The sequence below is a fragment of the Paenibacillus sp. FSL R5-0887 genome (genome assembly GCF_038002305.1).
Classification (GTDB): Bacteria; Bacillota; Bacilli; order Paenibacillales; family Paenibacillaceae; genus Paenibacillus_AQ; species Paenibacillus_AQ odorifer.
The window spans coordinates 2,434,558-2,454,004 of the sequence record NZ_JBBOCE010000002.1; the positions used below are offsets into that span (position 1 = coordinate 2,434,558).

The window sequence follows — 19,447 nt, forward strand, 5'->3', positions numbered from 1 at the left end:
TTATACTTGATCTAAAAATAAGTTAGAGGATGATAGGAATGAAAAGTCTAAATTTGACCTCCCAACGTCAAGCCGTTTACGATATCGTCCTTAATTCACATGACCATCCTACTGCTGCGGAAGTAATGAATCGGCTAGTAGAGCAGGGACATAGCTTAGCATACGGTACGGTATATAACTCTCTGCGTTATCTTTCAGATAAACAAATGATTCGTGAGCTTAAGCTTGGTGAAGCTGCCAGCAGATATGACGCACGTATGGATGATCACCAGCATATCATTTGTGAAGTTTGTGGAGCAGTGGATGAGGTTATGAATCAAGTTCCGCGTGAATGGATGAATACAGTGGCCAAGGATACCGGTTATACCATTGGTCATGCTCATGTAGTATTCGGGGGCGTCTGCCCAAACTGTAAGAACAAAAAGAATAATTAGGATAGAGGTGCCGGAGCCTGTGCTGCGGTAATAATATGTATATCCGGAGAGACCGCTTTCATTGAGGCGGCCTTTTTTGTTGCATTTATATGACAATTCTCAAAAAAAATGAGAAAAACAAAGAAAGATAGGAGGAAAATCGGTTCCTAAAACAGATTTTAAATTATATATTAAGTCTGGTAAATGTATCCTTGCCTAAGACTCAGATGAGAGAGAGATGATGACGTCTATGAAAAAAAATGCGGGTATGACTATCCGTACCAAGTTAATTCTTACATACCTAATAATACTGCTGCTGCCCAGTATTATAATAGGCTGGCGAACCTATCAAGCTGCCAGCCAGGAAGTGGAAGATCAACTGGTGAACAATGCTACCGAAAGTGTGTTGGCCGTAAATGAAATCATTAACTCTAATATTCAATCCAAAATAGATGCGATTTCTTATTTTGCCGCGGAGTTTTCATCTGAGGGGATCAACAGTGAGGGATCTGGGGGGACTTCCTCTGCTGTAAAAGCCAGACTGAAGGAATATGTGGCGCTGCATCCGGATGTACTGGACATTTATGTGGGTACAAGCAATGGCAAGGCTATTCATGCTTTAGATGCTAAGCTGCCAGAGGGTTATGATCCAAGGCAGGAAAGCGCCTATATTAATTCTCTGAAGCAAGGAAAAGGGGCAGTGATTTCTCCGGCTTTTCAAACCGTAAATAAAGAAACCGCGATTGCGATATCAACGGTTCTTAAGGGCGGTGATGGGGTGATCACAATGAATCTCAACCTGTCTACTTTAGGGGAGCTGACCTCAATTAAGGTAGGCAAGGAAGGTTATATCCTAATCGTTGATAACAGCAAGAAGTTTCTAGTTCATCCTACAGAGGCTATCGGGCAGGAATCGTCAGATGATTTTGTAAAGAAAATGTTCGAGAAAGAACAAGGGGTCTTCGATTATGTCTTCAAGGATACGTCCAAAAAGATGACCTTTATGGTCAATGAACTGACGGGTTGGAGAATCGGAGGTACGATCAGCATTGATGAGGTTAACTCAGCAACTAGTGGAATTCGCGATACAGCTCTGCTTGTTATTGTAGTTTCCGTTCTGCTTGCGCTGGTTGTGATCTATTTTAATATTCAATCGATTTTGAGACCGCTTTTCCGGCTGCGGAAAGCAACTGCGGTGATAGCCAAAGGTGATCTGTCGGAAGACATGGGTGTTTTCCGTAAAGATGAAATAGGGCTGCTGGCAGAGAATTTTCAATTAATGGTGATCAGCTTGCGCGAGATGATCATTGGCGTGCAGGAGATGACAAGCAATGTATCCTCCTCAGCGGAAGAACTGACGGCTAGTGCGGATCAGACTGCCCAAACGATTGAGCAGGTGACCATAGCGATTCAGGACGTAGCGGCAGGGACGGAGCGACAGGTGGTTAGTGTACGAAAAGGAATGGAGAGCACTGCCGCTACAGCTAGTGAGGTCGAGCAGATTTCCACATATATGGAGCAAGTATCCACAATGATGGACAAGACTTCACTCTCAGCATCAGAAGGTAATGATTCGGTTATCAGCGTGGTGGACAAAATCAATGGTATCCATGAAACGGTCGGAGAGCTGGGCAGTGTAATTGACAAGCTGAATGAAAGAACCAGTCAAATTGAGGGCATTGTTGGTGTCATCACCGGGATTGCCCGCCAGACCAACCTGCTGGCCCTCAATGCTTCCATTGAGGCAGCCAGAGCCGGGGAACAAGGGCGTGGATTTGCGGTGGTTGCTGCCGAGGTGCGTAAGCTGGCAGAGGAATCAGAGAGATCCGCACATTTGATTGCCGAACAGATTACCGCTATTAATAGTGAAATGCTGCTGGTAACTCATACGATGGAAGACACCAGACAGCGCGTATCCGAAGGTATTGAGGCTGTGGATACTTCCGGACGTTCTTTCTCTCGTATCCGAAGAGCAGTAAAGAGTGCCGCGGAGAAGATTGAAGCCATGGGTGGGGTTGTGCAGACTTTATTGGTGGAATCTAATGATATGGAGAAGGCTATTAGGGAAATTCGCGGCATATCGGAAGAGGCGGCTGTGAATACGGAAACTATCGCAACTGCCGCACAAGAGCAGCTTGCTTCTGTAGAGGAGATGGCATCCTCGTCTACCGACCTTAGCCGTCTTGCAGAAGAACTGCAGAAGCTGGCGAGCCGCTTTAAGATAAACGCTTCTGGTAATAAGAATGATTTCTGATAGGAGAACCGTGCTTTTTATCTTCCCTTTTGAACTCCTTTGCAAGTATACTGATAAGCAATAATGTTGGGTTAGGCAATGGAGAGAGGAGAGATAATAGGAAATGGCAGAGCAATTAAAAGGGTTCACTGTCGCCTTGGCGGGTCCACGCAAATCGGAAGAAATGGCCAAGCTGGTTCAGAATATGGGGGGAACGGCAGTATGCCGACCTGCTCAAGGGACTGTATTTCTAGATGATGAGGCATTGCAGGAAGGTTTGAATGCATGGATCAATCAGCCTCCTTACTTGGCGATCCTGACTACAGGGATGGGACTTGATGCTCTCTTCGATATGGCTGAGCGAATGGGGATCGAAGAACGTTTCTTAGAAGTACTTTCTGGTTCTATTATTGCCGCACGGGGTTATAAGACAGTGAATGCTTTGAAAAAAAGAGGACTTACGCCGGAGGTTCGTGACGACGACGGAAGTACAATCGGATTGATTCGTGGGCTTCAATCCCTGAATTTGCAGGGGAAAGAAGTCGTTCTTCAGCTGCACGGCGATCCAGCTCCTCATATGCTTGCATGGCTGCAGGAGGCTGGGGCTACTACCCGCCAAGTGCTGCCGTATCGCCATACCCCACCTGAGCCGGGCGAACTGGAAAGATTGCTTCTAGAAATCATATCAGGCAAAATTGATGCCGTGGCTTTTACGAGTGCACCACAGTTTCGTTTCCTCTGTCAATTTGCCCGGGAACAGGGAAAGCTGGAAGAAATGCTGAAGTCTTTTGAGGATAAAGTGCTTGCTGTTTCTGTAGGGCGGATTACCTCTGAGGCGCTTAAAGAAGAGGGCGTACAGCGTATCATTATGCCTGAGCATGAACGGATGGGAAGCATGATTGTAGAGCTAGGCAAATATGTGGCGGCGAATCGCTAAGTCACAAGTTGCGTCAGCTTTACACGAATGACGTTATCACACAGAAGCATTCCCACCTGTTATCATGGCCGGGGATGCTTTTTTACCCGAAAAAATAAGCCCAAAGAGCAATATACCTGCCATCTGCATGGACATTCGCGGCAGTTTTCCTTAGAATATAGGCAACATGTGACGAATAATAACAACGAATAAGGAGGAGGATCCCATGGACAAGAGAAAATGTCTATTACTTGGTGATTACACCCATCCCCGGTTTCATCCACTTCAAGGAGTGGACCAACAAATTAGTGAGATCTTAAATGATTTATTAACCGTGCAATGTTCAGAAAATAAAAAATTAATGCGCATTGAGCATTTAGCAAGTTATGACCTATGTATTGCTTACAATGAATTGTGGAACGAAACAGTCTCCCCTCAACAAACAGCTGGTTTGCTCAGCTATGTAAGTGGAGGAGGCGGACTCATTGTTCTTCATACGGGAGCTTCGCTGACGAAACGTAACGAGCTTGCACAGCTAATCGGGGGTCGATTTAACGGACACACAGCTTACGAACCCCTGAACTTCAAAGTGCTAGAGCATGACATCACCGAAGGTGTGGAAGATTTCCAATTGGATGAGGAGCCCTATCATTTTGAATTTGACCCGTTCACAGAACGGACTATTCTGCTTCAATATGAATCTGAGGGGCAATGGATTCCAGCTGCATGGTGCCATAGCTATGGTTTAGGACGAGTAGTATTCCTTATGCCTGGTCATCATGAACCTTCCTTCCGTCATCCGGCACTACGTAAACTAATTCTACAGGCGGCTACTTGGGCTGCCCGTATTCCGGTCACTAACTAAGCAATGTTGTGTTTTTTTTGAAATACGTACACAGTGGGGTATACTTTAATCATAAACTCCGTTATGTAATGAAACGGAATCTTTGGGAGGAAAGTGCCATGAGTGATTTGTTTAAAAAAGCGATCTCTTTAGGAGTGGGCCTCACCATTGTCAGTAAGGAAAAAGTAGAGAAGGTTGTTGAAGAACTAGTGAAACGCGGGGAGCTTGCTCCTTCGGAATCTAGGGCTCTCGTCGATCGGCTAATTGAACGTGGTGAGGAAGAACGAGGCATGTTCAAATCTGCTGTACAAGAGCAAGTACAACGCGTGCTGAAGGAAATGAATGTGCCTGTACAAAACGATATTGCCGAGCTGGAAGGGCGAATTGCAGTATTGGAGCGCCGGTTGGCCGAGCTAGAGGGGATTTCCCATCTAGAGGGAACATCGGCGGAAACGCGTTCGGACTAAATGGCAGTACGCATTAGACATGCCGGACGTTACCGGGCAATCGCCATGGCGCTTATGCGCCATGGTTTTGGCTATATGGTGGAAGAGCTGGGGCTCTATCACTTACTATCCCTTCCACGTCGTCTTGTAACGCAGGAAGCACACACAAGCCTTACGCTTGGGGAGCGGATTCGGCTGGTGCTGGAGGATTTGGGTCCAACCTTTATTAAGCTGGGACAACTCGCCAGTACCCGTTCAGATCTGCTGCCTGATTCTATTATTCAGGAATTGGTAAAACTACAAGATAATGTGCCTCCTTTTCCTGTCGACCGCGTGCGCGCGATCATTGAGCAGGAACTGGATCAGCATATGGATGAAATCTTTAATTCTTTTGAGGATACGCCACTTGCTGCGGCATCCATCGGTCAGGTGCATAGGGCTGTGCTTCACAGTGGACAAGTCGTAGCTGTTAAAGTTCAACGTCCTGGTATTCTGCGAACGATGAGCAGGGATTTGGAAATTCTCAAAGATTTAAGCACGCTTGCTGAAAAGCGGCTCGCTTGGGCGAGGCAATATCAGCTGTGCCGTATGGTAGAGGAGTTCTCGAAATCGCTGCTTGGCGAGCTGGATTACAGCCAAGAGGGGCGTAATGCAGAGAAAATCGATCAGCAGATGGATTATGAGGGAGTGTACATCCCGGATATCTATTGGGACTATACGTCAACACGAGTGCTGACGATGGAATATGTGGTAGGGACAACGCTGAGTCGTCGCGATGAGTTGCTGAGTAAAGGCGTTAAGCTTAAAGCCATTGCTCAGCAACTTGTGGAAATGATGCTTAGACAAATCTTCATTCATGGTTTTTTCCATGCTGATCCTCATCCGGGCAATGTTATACGGATGGGTGATGGAAAGCTGGCTTTGATTGATTTTGGCATGATGGGTCGGCTGAATGAGGAGATGAAGGAGCAGCTGTCTGCACTTATTATCGCTCTGATGCGCAAAAATACGGATGCGATGGTCCGGGCAATTTTGCGTCTTGGAGTCATTCCTGAGGATGCTGATCGAAGTGCGCTGCATGATGATATGGATCGGCTGCGGGATGAATATTATGATGTTCCATTTAGCAAAATGAGTATAGGCAAAGCCCTGAATGATCTGTTCGGCATAGCGCGAAAACACCGTCTAGTGCTGCCGCCGGATTTGACGATGTTAGGGAAGACAATGCTCACGCTGGAGGGAGTCATCAGCAACTTAGATCCAACCATCAGTATTTTGGAGATGGCGGAACCCTTTGGGCGGGAACTTCTGAAGCAGCGCTTTAGCGGCAGTCGATTGCAGCGTAAGTTCCTGGGAGGCGTAGCCGACTTAACAGAGAGTCTGCTGGAGCTTCCTGGGCAGGCTAAGCAGTTATCCGCGCTGATCAGTAAGGGAAAGATAAAGGTGGAGATTGTGGCACCTGAGATGCAGAATCTGGAGCGTAAGCTGGACCGGGTAGGTAACCGTTTAGCATTCAGTATTGTGATGCTCGCGTTTAGCATCATCATGACAGGACTCATTATTGGTACTGCGATGCGTGGACAGCCTTCAGTGTTATGGAATTTCCCTACAGTGGAGGTTGGCAGCGTAGTGGCACTTCTGATGTTCTTGTGGCTGATCTATGCGATTTTTAAATCGGGAAGGTTCTAGCTTAAGGGATTTGAATAATTATTCTTCAGCAGTTTCACACAAATGCCTTTCTATCAAGTACAATATAAAAGATAACTTTCTAAGCTTAACTTTACTTCTATTGTATAAAGTGGAATGGAACGCAAATGGAGTGCCGTCTTAACGTCCGGTGGATCGCTGCTGCCCAGAAACCGAACTTTGACCGCACTCTTTTAACGGGTCAAGGGATACATGGGACGGAAGGATGCCGGTGACGGTGTTCTTCCGCTTTTGTTTGAATATAGCTGAATCTGAAGCATATGCCCCAGAACAGGACAGCCTATGCAGGCTGCCTCATACAGGGCTTTTGAAGACGGAAGTTAAGAAAGAGATGTAATCAAATTAAACCGAGAAAATAGTGAGGTGGAGAATTTGCCGGGATTTAAAGATTTAGGAGTTTCAGAATTACTGTGTACATTGCTTCAAAGTCAAGGCATTGTTAAGCCTACGCCAGTGCAACAGGAAGCAATTCCGCCATTGGTGCAGGGCTTGGACGTAATAGCTAGAGCGAAGACAGGTACAGGGAAGACCTTGGCCTTTTTGCTGCCAATTATGGACAAGATCCATACGGAGCGGGCTTACCCTCAGGCGCTGATTATGGCTCCAACACGTGAGCTGGCTTTGCAAATTACAGAAGAGGCACGCAAGCTGGCGCGTCATACGGATATCAAAATATTGGCGGTTTACGGTGGTCAAGATGTAGAGAAGCAACTGCGCAAGCTGGAAGGCGGCAGACATCTTATCATCGGTACACCGGGCAGACTTTTGGATCATATGCGCCGGGAAACGCTGGATCTTAGCGGTGTAAAAATGCTCGTTCTGGACGAAGCCGATCAAATGCTGCACATGGGCTTTTTGGAGGATGTTGAGACTATCATTACGGCTGTGCCTTATCGCCGTCAGACTATGTTGTTCTCCGCGACAATGCCTGATCCGATTAAACGTCTCGCTGCTAATTACATGAAAGAGCCACTGGATATCATCATTAAGAGTGGTTCGCCGATTCCGCTGGATAATATCAAACAGCAAGTAGTGGAATGCTCGGACCGTAATAAAGAAGAAGCGCTCAAATCCCTCATTGAACGGGATCGTCCTTACTTGGCTATTATTTTCTGCCGGACGAAACGACGGGTATCCAATTTGAACGAAGCGCTGCAAGCAGCCGGTTATGAATGTGACGAGCTGCACGGTGATTTGTCCCAAGGTAAACGTGAAGGCGTGATGAAAAGATTCCGTGATGCGAAGCTGCAGCTGCTTGTAGCGACAGACGTAGCAGCTCGGGGTCTGGATGTTGAAGGTATTACTCACATCTTTAATTATGATATGCCGCTTGATGTGGATAGCTATATTCACCGGATCGGCCGGACTGGCCGTGCTGGAGGCAAAGGGCTTGCAATAACTTTCGTATCTCCACGTGATCAAGAGGGTCTGGATTTGATCGAGCATGGCATCTCGCAGCGGCTGGATCGCCGCCGTTACGAGAAGGATGAATTCGGCGTTGGCGAATTCATCCCTGTGCAAGGCGGCGGACGCCACGGCGGTCGCCAAAGCGGCGGCGCTGAGGTAGCGCGCACGGGCCGCGGGCCGAAGACCGGCGGCTCTGGCCGCGGCGGAGCTCCGCGCGGCGAAGGCGGAGCGCGGCAAGGTGGCCGTGGCCGCGGTAAAGAAGCAGGCGGCTGGGGCGCGCCTGCAGAAGGTCGCCGCGGTCGTTCCGATGCGGCGGCGGGCAAGCGTGGCGGCAGCGGCTATGACGCTGCTGCTCCTAAGGGCGGCGGCAAGGCTGCCGGCGTAGTGCGAGTAGGCGGCGGCTATGGCGCCTTCGCCTCCCGAGGCGAAGCGTCTGCCAGCGGTAACGCGGCAACGCCTAGCGCCGGTTCGCGCGGTGCGAACCGGAAGGGCGGACCAAGCACTGGCTACAGTGAGAACGTAGCTAGAGGTGCGGACGGCGGTGCCTACACTGGAGGCACTCCACGTGGCGGCTTAGGCAGCGGCTACGGTGCAGGCCCGTCTAGAGGCGGCAAAGGTGGTAAAGGCAGCAAAGGCGGATACGCCGGTGCCAAGGGTGGCGCTGCTGGCAAAGGCGGCCGCAACAGCGGCGGCGGATCTTCACGCGGTGGCCGTAGCAATGGATCCGGTGGCTTTAAAAGCGGCGGTCGCGGCACTTCCAGATAAAGTTAGTAGAGTTTTATAGATGAAACTTGTTACCATAGGGTAGTTAGCGCTGAAGCTAATGACCTATGGTAACCTTTATTTTATAGCGTGGAACATATTGATTTTTATATTAAAAATAGGTTCTTAGTGAAACATTTATGAAGGAAAGCCTGTCTAATAGATAAATAGAATGTTGGGCTTCGAGGAGGAAGAACTTACAGATGTCAAAAAAATTTAAAATTATAATCTTGTTAATTGTCGTTATTGCTGTCGGTTGGGGAATAGGAAAGTACACGTCTCCTTCTGCTTCGGAGAGTAACGGTTCAAATATAAATGTGGGGGATAATCTTCAAGGTGAGCCTGGGGAGACGGGGGAAAGTGATGGAGGGGGGATTACAGACCCGGCAGTAGCTGATCCATCGGATACACCAGATCCATCAGAACCCTCTAGTCCGCCTGAATCAGGCGGTGATAATGCAGGTAGTGTTCCAGATCCTATATCTGCAGAGCCTGATAGTATTACAGTGATGGTAAATAAGCAGTATGGTTTGCCTGATAATTATAAACCAACGGATCTTGTCTATCCTGATGTCCGGTTTACCTTCAAAGAGAAAATCGAAAAGCGTATGATGCGCAGCGAAGCCGCTAAAGCCTTGGAGAAGATGTTCGCAGGTGCAGAGGAAGACGGAATTTATTTAGCAGGCGTTTCTGCCTACCGCTCACAGGCAACCCAGACGACTTTGTATAACCGTTATGTGGAGAGAGATGGGGAAGAAAAAGCCCGTACTTACAGTGCAGTCCCTGGCTATAGCGAGCATCAGACCGGGCTGGCTATTGATGTCTCGGGAAGTGACGGCAAGTGTGCCGCTGAGAGCTGTTTTGGTGGGACGAAGGAAGCCGAGTGGTTGGCCAAGCATGTAGGGGAATATGGTTTTATCATCAGATATCCTGAAGGTAAGCAAGACATTACCGGATATAAGTACGAGCCTTGGCATATCCGTTATGTAGGTAAGGACATTGCTGCCTATATCAATGAGAAGGATATTACGTTGGAAGAATATTATGACGCAATTCCGGTATCGAAATAACACAGACGCAGAGAGCAGTCCTATGAAATTTGTAGGGCTGCTTTTTCTATGGCTATAAAAAGAGTTCAGAAGTTGCATTCCCTTACAGTTCGGGTAAGATACGTAGTGTAGTCTAAGTAAAAGGAAAGAAGGGGAATAAAGATGTCGATCTACAATTTTGCCGGCGTTACACCTTCGGGTAAAGAAGTGCCGTTTGCGGAGTATGAAGGTAAGGTGCTGCTGATTGCTAATACGGCTAGTAAGTGCGGACTTACGCCACAGTATGGAGATCTTCAGAAACTATACGAACAGTATAGCGATCAAGGACTTGTAGTATTAGGATTCCCCTGCAACCAGTTTGCGGGCCAAGAGCCAGGTACGAGTGAAGAGGCTGAGGAATTCTGTCAGATTAATTATGGAGTTACCTTTCCGGTATTCGCCAAAGTTGATGTTAATGGACCGGATGCCAGCCCGCTTTTCAATTATTTGAAGGAGCAGCAGCCTGGTGCTGGGGACAGCAGTGACATTAGCTGGAATTTCACGAAATTTCTAATTGATCGCAGCGGCAATGTAGTGGCTCGTGTGGAGCCCAAAGAATCGCCGGAAACGATGAAACAACATATTGAGTCACTACTGTAGATCCATTATGGGGTCAGTTGCAGAGTGATCTTCCAAGTATCCCCTCGACTCGGTTTCGACCGATGCTCGCGGGGATTTTCTTTTTTTAAAGGATTAATGGAGATTGCCTTGAATTTTTATTGTGATAAATTATACTTGACGCTTTAAAAAGACGATGTATCCTTTGAAGAGAATATAGCAACTGTGCGAACATGCATAAAAAAGCGGAGTACAGCAGGATAATAACGGCAGGAGGGTTTTATACAAGCATGAAGTTAATTACAGAGGTAGCAGCACAAGCAGGAATCGACGAGCAGCATCTGGAACTATACGGCAAATATAAAAGCAAACTCTCACCTTCCTTATGGGAGGATATGAAAAACAAGCCAGATGGCAAGCTGGTTCTGGTCACTGCGGTGAATCCGACCCCTGCTGGAGAGGGTAAGACCTTAACAACCATCGGGTTGGCGCAGGCAATGAATGCAGCAGGTGTGAAGACTGTGGCTGCTTTACGTGAGCCCTCGCTTGGGCCTTGCTTAGGGATGAAGGGCGGTGCAACAGGCGGCGGGAAGTCGCAGATTGTTCCGGCTGATGAGATTAATTTGCACTTTACCGGTGACATTCATGCGGTAACTTCTGCGCATAATTTATTGTCCGCAATGATTGACAATCATATCTTCCAAGGCAATGAGCTGGGACTGGATCCGCAGCGTATCGTTTGGAAACGTGTCATGGATATGAACGACCGCAGCCTGCGCAGTATTGTGACTGGGCTCGGGGACGGAAATGGAGCGGTACGGGAAAGTGGCTTTCAGATTACAACGGCTTCTGAGATTATGGCTGTGTTATGCTTATGCGATAACCTTATTGATCTCAAGAAGCGTTTAAACCGTATTCTGATTGGATATGACCAAGAGGGACAACCGGTAACAGCCGAGCAAATCGGGGCCGTTGAAGCGATGACAGCGCTGCTTAAGGAAGCAGTTAAGCCAAACTTGGTACAGACTCTGGAAGGTACGCCTGTTATTGTACACGGGGGGCCGTTTGCGAATATCGCTCATGGCTGCAGCAGTGTTATTGGCACTCGTTATGCCCTTAAGCTGGGAGATGTGGTGGTCACCGAAGCAGGCTTCGGAGCGGATCTTGGTGCAGAGAAATTCATGGATATCAAATGCCAACAGGCCGGGTTAACCCCTTCTGCTGCTGTTCTTGTCGTAACTGTTAAGTCCTTAAAATATAACGGTGGTGTGCCTAAAGGTGAGCTTCTAACCGAGAATCGGACGGCGCTTCGCGCGGGATTGGTGAACTTAGAACGTCATGTAGAGAATCTCGGTAAATTTGGAGTCCCTGTTTTAGTTGCCATAAATCATTTTGAAGGGGACAGTGAGGGCGAGATTAATGATGTATTGGAGGCCTGCCGCAATTTAAACGTGCCAGCCGCGATCTCAAAAGTATGGGCGGAAGGTAGTGCAGGTGGACAGGAATTGGCTTCTGAACTGAACAAGCTCTTGGACAATAGTGGCCCGAGCCAGTTTGCTCCTCTGTATGAGAAGGATCTCGACATTTCATCCAAAATCAACAAAATTGTCCGTGAGATCTACCGCGGGGCAGAAGTGAACTTTTCTCCGGCGGCTAAGCGGAGTCTGGCGGTTATCGAGCGGCTTGGGCTAAATGATCTTCAAGTATGTTTGGCGAAGACGCCTTATTCCTTCTCCGACCAGCCTAGACTCCTCGGAGCACCGGAAGGCTTTACGATTGGTGTCCGAGATATTACCCTTTCGCTTGGTGCAGGTTTTGCGGTAGTTATTACAGGCAACATCGTTACGATGCCAGGTCTGCCAGCTAAGCCAGCCGCTGAGGGACTATGGATGGATGAGGACGGAGAGATTCACGGTTTGGTGTAAAAGTGTTTTAATAAAAGGCTTCTCCTTGTTGGTATTAGAGGGGAGGCCTTTTTTTATGCTTCCTTTGGATTCCTGCAAATACGGATCATAATGTACCTCCCACGTGGCAAAGCTAACGGAGTCGCATTCGGCAGCAGTGGCGGAAAAAAACTTAAAATTGTGAACAATATGAGGATATAGGTAAAAAAGACTTGTAATGTGATAAATATCACAATATAATCAGTTTATAAAGTGAAATAAATCACAACTAACCCATTGTTGATCAGATTCCATCATTGATCGGTCATGCAAGTCAAATATATAACCCGATTGTCCATTTGAAGGAGGAAGAAATAATGAAAGTAGCTGTCATTGGATGTACCCATGCCGGAACCGCCGCAATTGTGAATACTGCTCAACTTTACCCGGATGCCGAGATTACTGTATATGAGCGTAATGATAATATTTCCTTCTTATCCTGTGGGATTGCCTTGTATGTAGGTGGAGTGGTTAAAGACCCAGAGGGGCTATTCTATTCTTCACCAGAAAAGCTTGCAGAGCTTGGCGTAAAGACCAATATGCGTCATGAAGTAACTGGAGTGGATACGAAGTCCAAAACATTGCGTGTACGCAATCTGGAGACAGGCCACGAGTTCGCTGATACCTACGATAAGCTGATTATGACTACAGGTTCATGGCCGATTGTACCGAAGCTTGAAGGATTTGAACTCGAGGGGATTTTACTTTCCAAGAACTATGATCATTCCAACACTATTATAGAAAAAGCTAAACAAGCAAATAAAATCACCGTCGTTGGCGCTGGATATATCGGCGTAGAACTGGTGGAAGCTTTTCAAATGAATGGCAAGCAAGTTACACTAATTGATGGTGAAGATCGCATTCTGAGTAAATATCTGGACCAAGAATTTACTGCACCGATCGAACAATCTTTTCAGGATCATGGGATTAAATTGGCACTGAATGAGAAGGTTAGCTCTTTTGCAGGCAAAGACGGTAAGGTAACAAAGGTTATTACAAGCAAAGGTGAGCATGAGACAGATCTGGTCATTCTCTGCATTGGTTTCCGTCCTAATACTGAACTCTTAAAAGGTCAAGTCGATATGCTGCCTAATGGTGCCATTGTAGTCAATAACTATATGCAGACTAGCTGCCCGGATGTATATGCCGCTGGCGACAGCTGTGCAATTCACTACAACCCTACAGGCAAACACGCCTATATCCCACTGGCAACCAATGCCGTGCGGATGGGAACCTTAGTTGCGCGCAACTTGGTAACAGAGACCATTCCTTATATGGGTACACAAGGAACTTCGGGCATTAAGATTTATGAAGACAATATCGCTGCAACAGGGCTTACTGAAGAAGGAGCTAAGGCTGAAGGAATGGACGTAGAAACCGCCATGATTATTGATAACTACCGTCCAGAATTTATGCCCACCTTTGAGCAGGTTCAGTTAAAAGTAGTGTTTGATCGCGCCACACGCCGTATTCTCGGGGCTCAAATTATGTCCAAGATGGATCTGACGCAATCGATCAACACAGTGTCTGTATGTATTCAAAATCATATGACAATCGACCAACTAGCCTTTATCGATTTCTTCTTCCAACCGCATTACAACAAACCTTGGAACTTCCTGAATACAGTAGGTCTTCAAGCGCTGCCGACAACAGTACCAAGCAAAGAGGCTGTAACGGTTTAAAAAGGGACGTTGTTCCTGAGTGATTTATCGAAGAATAAGACAGCCTTGTAAAGCTAGAGAAGCAGTGATCCTCCTGTTACGGGAGGATCACTGCTTTTTTTTGTTAGGTGCTGAATAGCTGCTTGGGTAGATGCAATCCAATGGCTTCGGTGATGGTAGCAAGCCAAATGTGCTCAAAAGCTACGTATAAGGTCATCTGAGTCCGATCGTGCTGAGTCATCGCCCCCCGCAGAAGCTTTCGGACTCAGAAGCCGCTAATTAGCAAATAATCGCCGTTTGAGCGTGGTTTCGGACTCCAATGCAGCTATTACATAGAATGAGTTACAACTAGTGTGTTTTTCGTGCTAATAGCGACCATGGGGTCCGATGGCAAGCCAAATGTGCTCGAAAGTTGCGATTAGGGTCAACTGAGTCCGATCGTGCTGAATCATCGCCCTCTGCAGAATTTTTCGGACTCAGAAGCCGCTATTTAGCAAATAATCGCCTTTTGAGTGTGATTTCGGACTCCAGTGCAGCTATTACATAGAATGAGGTACAACTAGTGTGTTTTTGGTGCTAATAGCGACTATGGGGTCCGATAGCGAGCCAAATGTGCTCAAAAGCTACGAATAGGGTCAACTGAGTCCGATCGTGCCGAGTCATCGCCCCCTGCAGAAGCTTTCGGACTCAGAAGCCGCTATTTAGCAAATAATCGCCGTTTGAGCGTGGTTTCGGACTCCAACGCAGCTATTACATAGAATGAGGTACAACTAGTGTGTTTTTGGTGCTAATAGCGACTATGGGGTCCGATAGCGAGCCAAATGTGCTCAAAAGCTACGTATAAGGTCAACTGAGTCCGATCGTGGTAAGTCACCGCCCTCCTCAGAATTTTCCGGACTCAGAAGCTCTGTATAAGGTCAACTGAGTCATCGCCCCCCGCAGAAGCTTTCGGACTCAGAAGCCGGTATTTAGCAATTAATCGCCTTTTGAGCGTGATTTCGGACTCCAGTGCAGCTATTACTTAGAATGAGGTGCATTAAGTGTGTTTTTCGTGCTAATAGCGACTATGGGGTCCGATATCGAGCCAAATGTGCTCAAAAGCTACGAATAGGGTCAACTGAGTCCGATCGTGCCGAGTCATCGCCCCCTGCAGAAGCTTTCGGACTCAGAAGCCGCTATTTAGCAATTAATCGCCGTTTGAGCGTGATTTCGGACTCCAGTGCAGCTATTACATAGAACGAGGTACAACTAGTGTGTTTTTGGTGCTAATAGCGACTATGGGGTCCGATAGCGAGTCAAATGTGCTCGAAAGTTACGAATAAGGTTATCTGAGTCCGATGTCCGGGTGTGGGCCAAATATGCTCAAAAGCTACGATTAGAGTCATCCGAGTCCAATAGAATGCCGATAGTGAAGTATGACTATAGTGAGGTATGACTACAGTGAGGTATAGCTACTGTGAGATCTAGCTACGTATAAGGTCAACGGTGTCCGATAGCTGCTGCGTACGCTCAAATGTAATCCAACGAAACAAGATATGCTGGCTTAGCCGGTCATACACAAACTTCTATTTGTGCACAGGTCGCAGTAAATTTGACATGTCAGTGAAAACTTTCACTTAGTTTTCTCAAAGTGATAATTATCACGTTAATGTGTTTTACGACACGCTACAATGGTCATAAAGGAACAAATTTGAAGTAAATAGATGAAGGGGATAGGAACCATGGCTTATAGCAAACCGCAGCAAATTGCCGAAGTAACTGTAGAGAACGGCATAAAAAAAGCTCATAATCCGCTAAGTACCGTACTTATTCTGGGCTTTTTGGGAGGAGCGTTTATTGCGCTCGGGTTTTTATTAGATATTCGCGTCATTGCTGGCGCACCACAGGAATGGGGTTCCATTGCTAACTTTATCGGAGCCGCAGTCTTCCCCGTTGGGCTGATCATGGTACTCCTTGCAGGTGGAGAACTGCTGACAGGGAATATGATGGCCGTGCCGCTCGCTTTTATGGCTAAGAAGATTTCTTTCTGGGAAGTTGTGAAGAATCTTTTGCTCATTACGATTAGTAATCTGGCAGGGGCATTATTTGTAGCTTATTTCTTCGGTCATGTGGTGGGTTTAACTTCAGAGGGTGTGTATTTAGAAAAATTGGTGGATATGGCTGGTCATAAAATCGATGCAGAATTCTTTCCGGCATTTGTTTCGGGTATCGGCTGTAACTGGCTCGTTGCGCTGGCCGTATGGCTCTCCTATGGAGCAGATAACTTCAGCGGCAAAATCCTTGGTATTTGGTTCCCGACGATGGCCTTTGTTGCGATAGGATTCCAGCACGTTGTAGCTAACATGTTCCTAATTCCAGCAGCTATTTTTGAAGGTTATTATTCATGGGGGCAATACTTCACTAACTTTGTTCCCGTCTGGCTCGGCAATCTAACGGGTGGAGCAATATTTGTCGCAGCTGCCTATTGGATGGCATACTTGCGTAAAGCACCTACGGCTATTCAATCCGTAGATAGCATGTCCGGCAGCAGTGTCAAAAAACACGCTTAAGCTCGTCTTATAGAGCACTCCATAGAACATTCAAGGTCTGCCTTATTGGTGGCGTTAATGTTTTAGGGGTGCTTTTTGTTATGTAGACACAAAAAAATCCGCCGTGATATATCCGCGCTCGGGGGAACGAAATCGGATCACGGCGAATTTTGAAGGGGGAGTGTTTCTAGGCTCTATTACCCCGTCTTTCTAAAAGCGAATCAGTTTCTTCTTGTTTAGTTTGCTTTACGGACGACAGCCACGGCTTTAAAATTAGAATAGATATTAGAACTAGGGAGGACTGCGGACGTGAACCCCAAGGGAGACGGGATATTTCATGCGATATGTGCGTCTTATCCTCTAGATTTCATGCGTACTTTATCACGATAAAACGTCAATGTGTATGCTTGCTCATAGCCCTGTTTTGGGATGATACTGGATGAATTAATGACACATATATAACAGGGGATGTACACTACTTATGAAGTTTTTACAGGCATATCCAAAAGAAGTGAAAATATTTCTAATTGCCAGCCTAATTAACGCAACAGGTAGTGCGCTGATGTGGCCGCTCGTTACGATGTATGTATTTGATGAGCTTGGACGCAGCATGTCAGATGCTGGACTGGTGATTCTTATTCAATCGGTTGGTGGGATCGTGGGTCAACTACTCGGGGGCTCACTCTATCATAAGGTAGGCGTGAACCGGCTGATTGTCGGAGCGCTCGCCATGAATGCTTTGGCACTGTTCACCTTGCCGGCAGCTAGTAACAACTGGACGTTATTTATGGTTGCAATGGGACTAGTGGGATTATTTAATTCCTTATCATTACCTGCCATTCAGGCATTTATCGGCTTTCGTTTCACGAAGCAGCGTGGTGAGCTGTTTAATGTTATTTATGTCGCCAATAATATTGGTGTAGCACTGGGGACGGCATTAAGTGGTTTTTTGGCCGATATTTCCTATATGCTAAGCTTTGTAATGAATGGTGTAACCTCGGCGGTATTTGCGGGTTTCTTTTTTATATATCTGAAGAAAATCGGTGGAGAACCTGCGCATGAGGTAATGGGGCATCAGAAGAATGAACCAGAGAAACAATCCACGTGGAAGCTAATGGGGCATACTCGTATTTATCTTTATATGGGGATCGGTTCTTTGTTCCTGCTTCTCGGTAACTCTATCTGGAATACAGGGGTATCTCCGTTCATTATTTCAGAGGGCTGGCCTAAGAAAACTTATGGTTTTCTCTGGACACTGAACGGTATTTTGATTTTTGCAGCTCAGCCATTGGTAACAATGATTAAGCGCTGGTTCGCGTCTACCTCAACGGCGCAAATGACTGCAAGTGCCCTGTTTTATTTGGGTGGCTATGCGTTTCTTTTGTGGATGCCTAATTATCCTGGATTAGTGCTTGGAATGGTGCTTGCTACACTGGGAGAAATGCTGATTTCTCCAGCGATGCCATCCTTTATCTCGGATCATGCGGGGCGCAGCGCACCGTTTTATTTGGGACTAAGCGGAGGGATTGGTGCAGTCGGGAGAGTCATTGGCCCTTACTTCATGGGCAGACTGTATGATAGCGGTGGTTTGGCACCAACAGCCTGGCTGGCTTGTGCGATGGCGCTGCTGTCTGTAGGGTTTTTCGTCATCCATGCTTTAGTCAATCGTAAAGGCCATTCGTTAGAGCGGTCCGCAGGATAACTATACACAGTGGATTCCAACATCTGCTGTGAATTCTATAGAGGTGCAAGGCAAGGGGTGTACATCTTATGAAACAAATCAACAAGGCAAGGTTAACTATTAGACCCTCAGAGATTAAAGACGTGCGAGAACTGATTGATCTGGACCATCTGATTTGGACAGAGGACACTAGCCCGGGACCTATGTTGTGGCGCTCACAAGAGGATTTCTTGCTGAATGCTCCCCCGGGCTCTCAGCTCGTAGCGCTGCAAGATGACAAGCTATGTGGATATGTCGGGTTTGGCTGCCCTAGTAGAATGGAGAGCAACCGGCATGTGTGCGAGGTTAATATTGCTGTTCATCCGAACTATCAACGTTTAGGCATCGGCCGGCAGCTCATGGAAGCCATTAAGGAACACGCTGCGGCGCATGCTATTCGTAAGCTTCGTCTGCGTGTATTATCCTGCAATGAATCAGCGATTTCTTTTTACCGGGAATGCGGTTTTGTGGAAGAGGGGCGTCTGCGGGAGGAGTTTTATCTTGGCGGTCGTTATGTGGATGAGATATTTATGAGCTGCATGCTGACAGGAGGAAATGGATATGGAGATCGTCTCGCTTAATGTCGGTCGGCCGGTGACGGTGGATTATCGGGGAAAACCTTTGGAGACCGGAATTTATAAAACGCCTGTAGATGGATCAGTTCAGCTACATACCAATGGATTTGTTGGAGATGGCCAGGCAGATCTTAAACATCATGGAGGTCCTGACAAGGCGGTATGCGCCTATCCCATTGAGCACTATCCGTATTGGGAACAGCAGCTGGGAAAGAAACTGGAGTACTCGGCTTTTGGAGAAAATATCACCACAACGGGTCTACTGGAGACAGAGGTGTGTATTGGCGATGTATATGAAATAGGCACCACTTTGCTTCAGGTTAGCCAACCACGATACCCTTGCTTCAAAATCTCACAAAAGCATGGACCCGCAGATCTACCGGCTCAAGTTCTGGATACAAGGTATAGCGGATTTTACTTACGTGTACTTCGTGAAGGAATGATTTCAACCGGCGATGCAATTGTCAAAAAAGAAAACGGAGACAGCATTGCTTCCATGGCGCATGTACTGCATTTAATGCAGGTTGGGCTGCAAGAGGAAGCTGCTCTGGCAGAGCTTGTGGAGCTGGAAGCTCTCTCAGCCGTAGTACGGAACAAGTTTCGAAAACAGCTGGGTATGCCAGAGATCTAATCTTGGTCTGCACAA

At 47.0% G+C, this 19,447-nt stretch carries 15 protein-coding genes; all 15 read left to right on the top strand.

Annotated features, from left to right (window positions below; translation table 11 throughout):
- The first annotated feature begins 38 nt into the window (after positions 1-38).
- The 15 genes from MKY14_RS28600 (at position 39) to MKY14_RS28670 (ending at position 19,432) form a co-directional block, all read left to right on the top strand.
- Complete coding sequence (locus MKY14_RS28600; protein ID WP_076123979.1) at positions 39-434, top strand: Fur family transcriptional regulator; 396 nt, start codon at positions 39-41, stop codon at positions 432-434.
- Between the two features lie 229 nt (positions 435-663).
- Positions 664-2,667, top strand: a complete 2,004-nt coding sequence (locus MKY14_RS28605; protein ID WP_280753191.1) for a methyl-accepting chemotaxis protein — start codon at positions 664-666, stop codon at positions 2,665-2,667.
- Between the two features lie 103 nt (positions 2,668-2,770).
- On the top strand, positions 2,771-3,583 hold the full coding sequence (locus tag MKY14_RS28610; protein WP_339170288.1) for a uroporphyrinogen-III synthase: 813 nt from the start codon (positions 2,771-2,773) through the stop codon (positions 3,581-3,583).
- A gap of 205 nt (positions 3,584-3,788) precedes the next feature.
- A complete protein-coding gene (locus tag MKY14_RS28615; protein ID WP_076123974.1) occupies positions 3,789-4,427 on the top strand; it encodes a ThuA domain-containing protein in 639 nt (212 codons plus the stop codon).
- A gap of 98 nt (positions 4,428-4,525) precedes the next feature.
- Positions 4,526-4,873, top strand: a complete 348-nt coding sequence (locus tag MKY14_RS28620) for a phasin family protein (protein ID WP_036681962.1) — start codon at positions 4,526-4,528, stop codon at positions 4,871-4,873.
- A complete protein-coding gene (locus MKY14_RS28625) occupies positions 4,874-6,541 on the top strand; it encodes an ABC1 kinase family protein (protein WP_340977886.1) in 1,668 nt (555 codons plus the stop codon).
- 390 nt (positions 6,542-6,931) lie between these two features.
- A complete protein-coding gene (locus tag MKY14_RS28630; RefSeq protein WP_340977888.1) occupies positions 6,932-8,731 on the top strand; it encodes a DEAD/DEAH box helicase in 1,800 nt (599 codons plus the stop codon).
- Between the two features lie 200 nt (positions 8,732-8,931).
- On the top strand, positions 8,932-9,798 hold the full coding sequence (locus MKY14_RS28635; RefSeq protein WP_076179201.1) for a M15 family metallopeptidase: 867 nt from the start codon (positions 8,932-8,934) through the stop codon (positions 9,796-9,798).
- A 141-nt stretch (positions 9,799-9,939) separates the two neighbouring features.
- Positions 9,940-10,416, top strand: a complete 477-nt coding sequence (locus MKY14_RS28640) for a glutathione peroxidase (RefSeq protein ID WP_036681956.1) — start codon at positions 9,940-9,942, stop codon at positions 10,414-10,416.
- Positions 10,417-10,664: 248 nt separating this feature from the next.
- The gene (locus MKY14_RS28645) at positions 10,665-12,299 is read left to right on the top strand and encodes a formate--tetrahydrofolate ligase (protein WP_076123967.1); all 1,635 of its coding nucleotides are present in this window, start codon (positions 10,665-10,667) and stop codon (positions 12,297-12,299) included.
- 335 nt (positions 12,300-12,634) lie between these two features.
- Entirely contained in the window at positions 12,635-13,999 is a 1,365-nt protein-coding gene (locus MKY14_RS28650) for an FAD-dependent oxidoreductase (protein WP_248548959.1), read from the top strand.
- A gap of 1,700 nt (positions 14,000-15,699) precedes the next feature.
- Entirely contained in the window at positions 15,700-16,527 is an 828-nt protein-coding gene (locus MKY14_RS28655) for a formate/nitrite transporter family protein (protein WP_036681949.1), read from the top strand.
- A 460-nt stretch (positions 16,528-16,987) separates the two neighbouring features.
- Entirely contained in the window at positions 16,988-18,208 is a 1,221-nt protein-coding gene (locus MKY14_RS28660) for an MFS transporter (protein WP_340977891.1), read from the top strand.
- Positions 18,209-18,276: 68 nt separating this feature from the next.
- Positions 18,277-18,807 carry a GNAT family N-acetyltransferase gene (locus MKY14_RS28665; RefSeq protein ID WP_076123959.1) on the top strand — a complete coding sequence of 177 codons (531 nt, stop codon included), beginning with the start codon at positions 18,277-18,279 and terminating at the stop codon, positions 18,805-18,807.
- A complete protein-coding gene (locus MKY14_RS28670) occupies positions 18,788-19,432 on the top strand; it encodes an MOSC domain-containing protein (RefSeq protein ID WP_340033771.1) in 645 nt (214 codons plus the stop codon). The genes MKY14_RS28665 and MKY14_RS28670 overlap by 20 nt, the downstream gene beginning before the upstream one ends.
- The last annotated feature ends 15 nt before the right edge of the window (positions 19,433-19,447 follow it).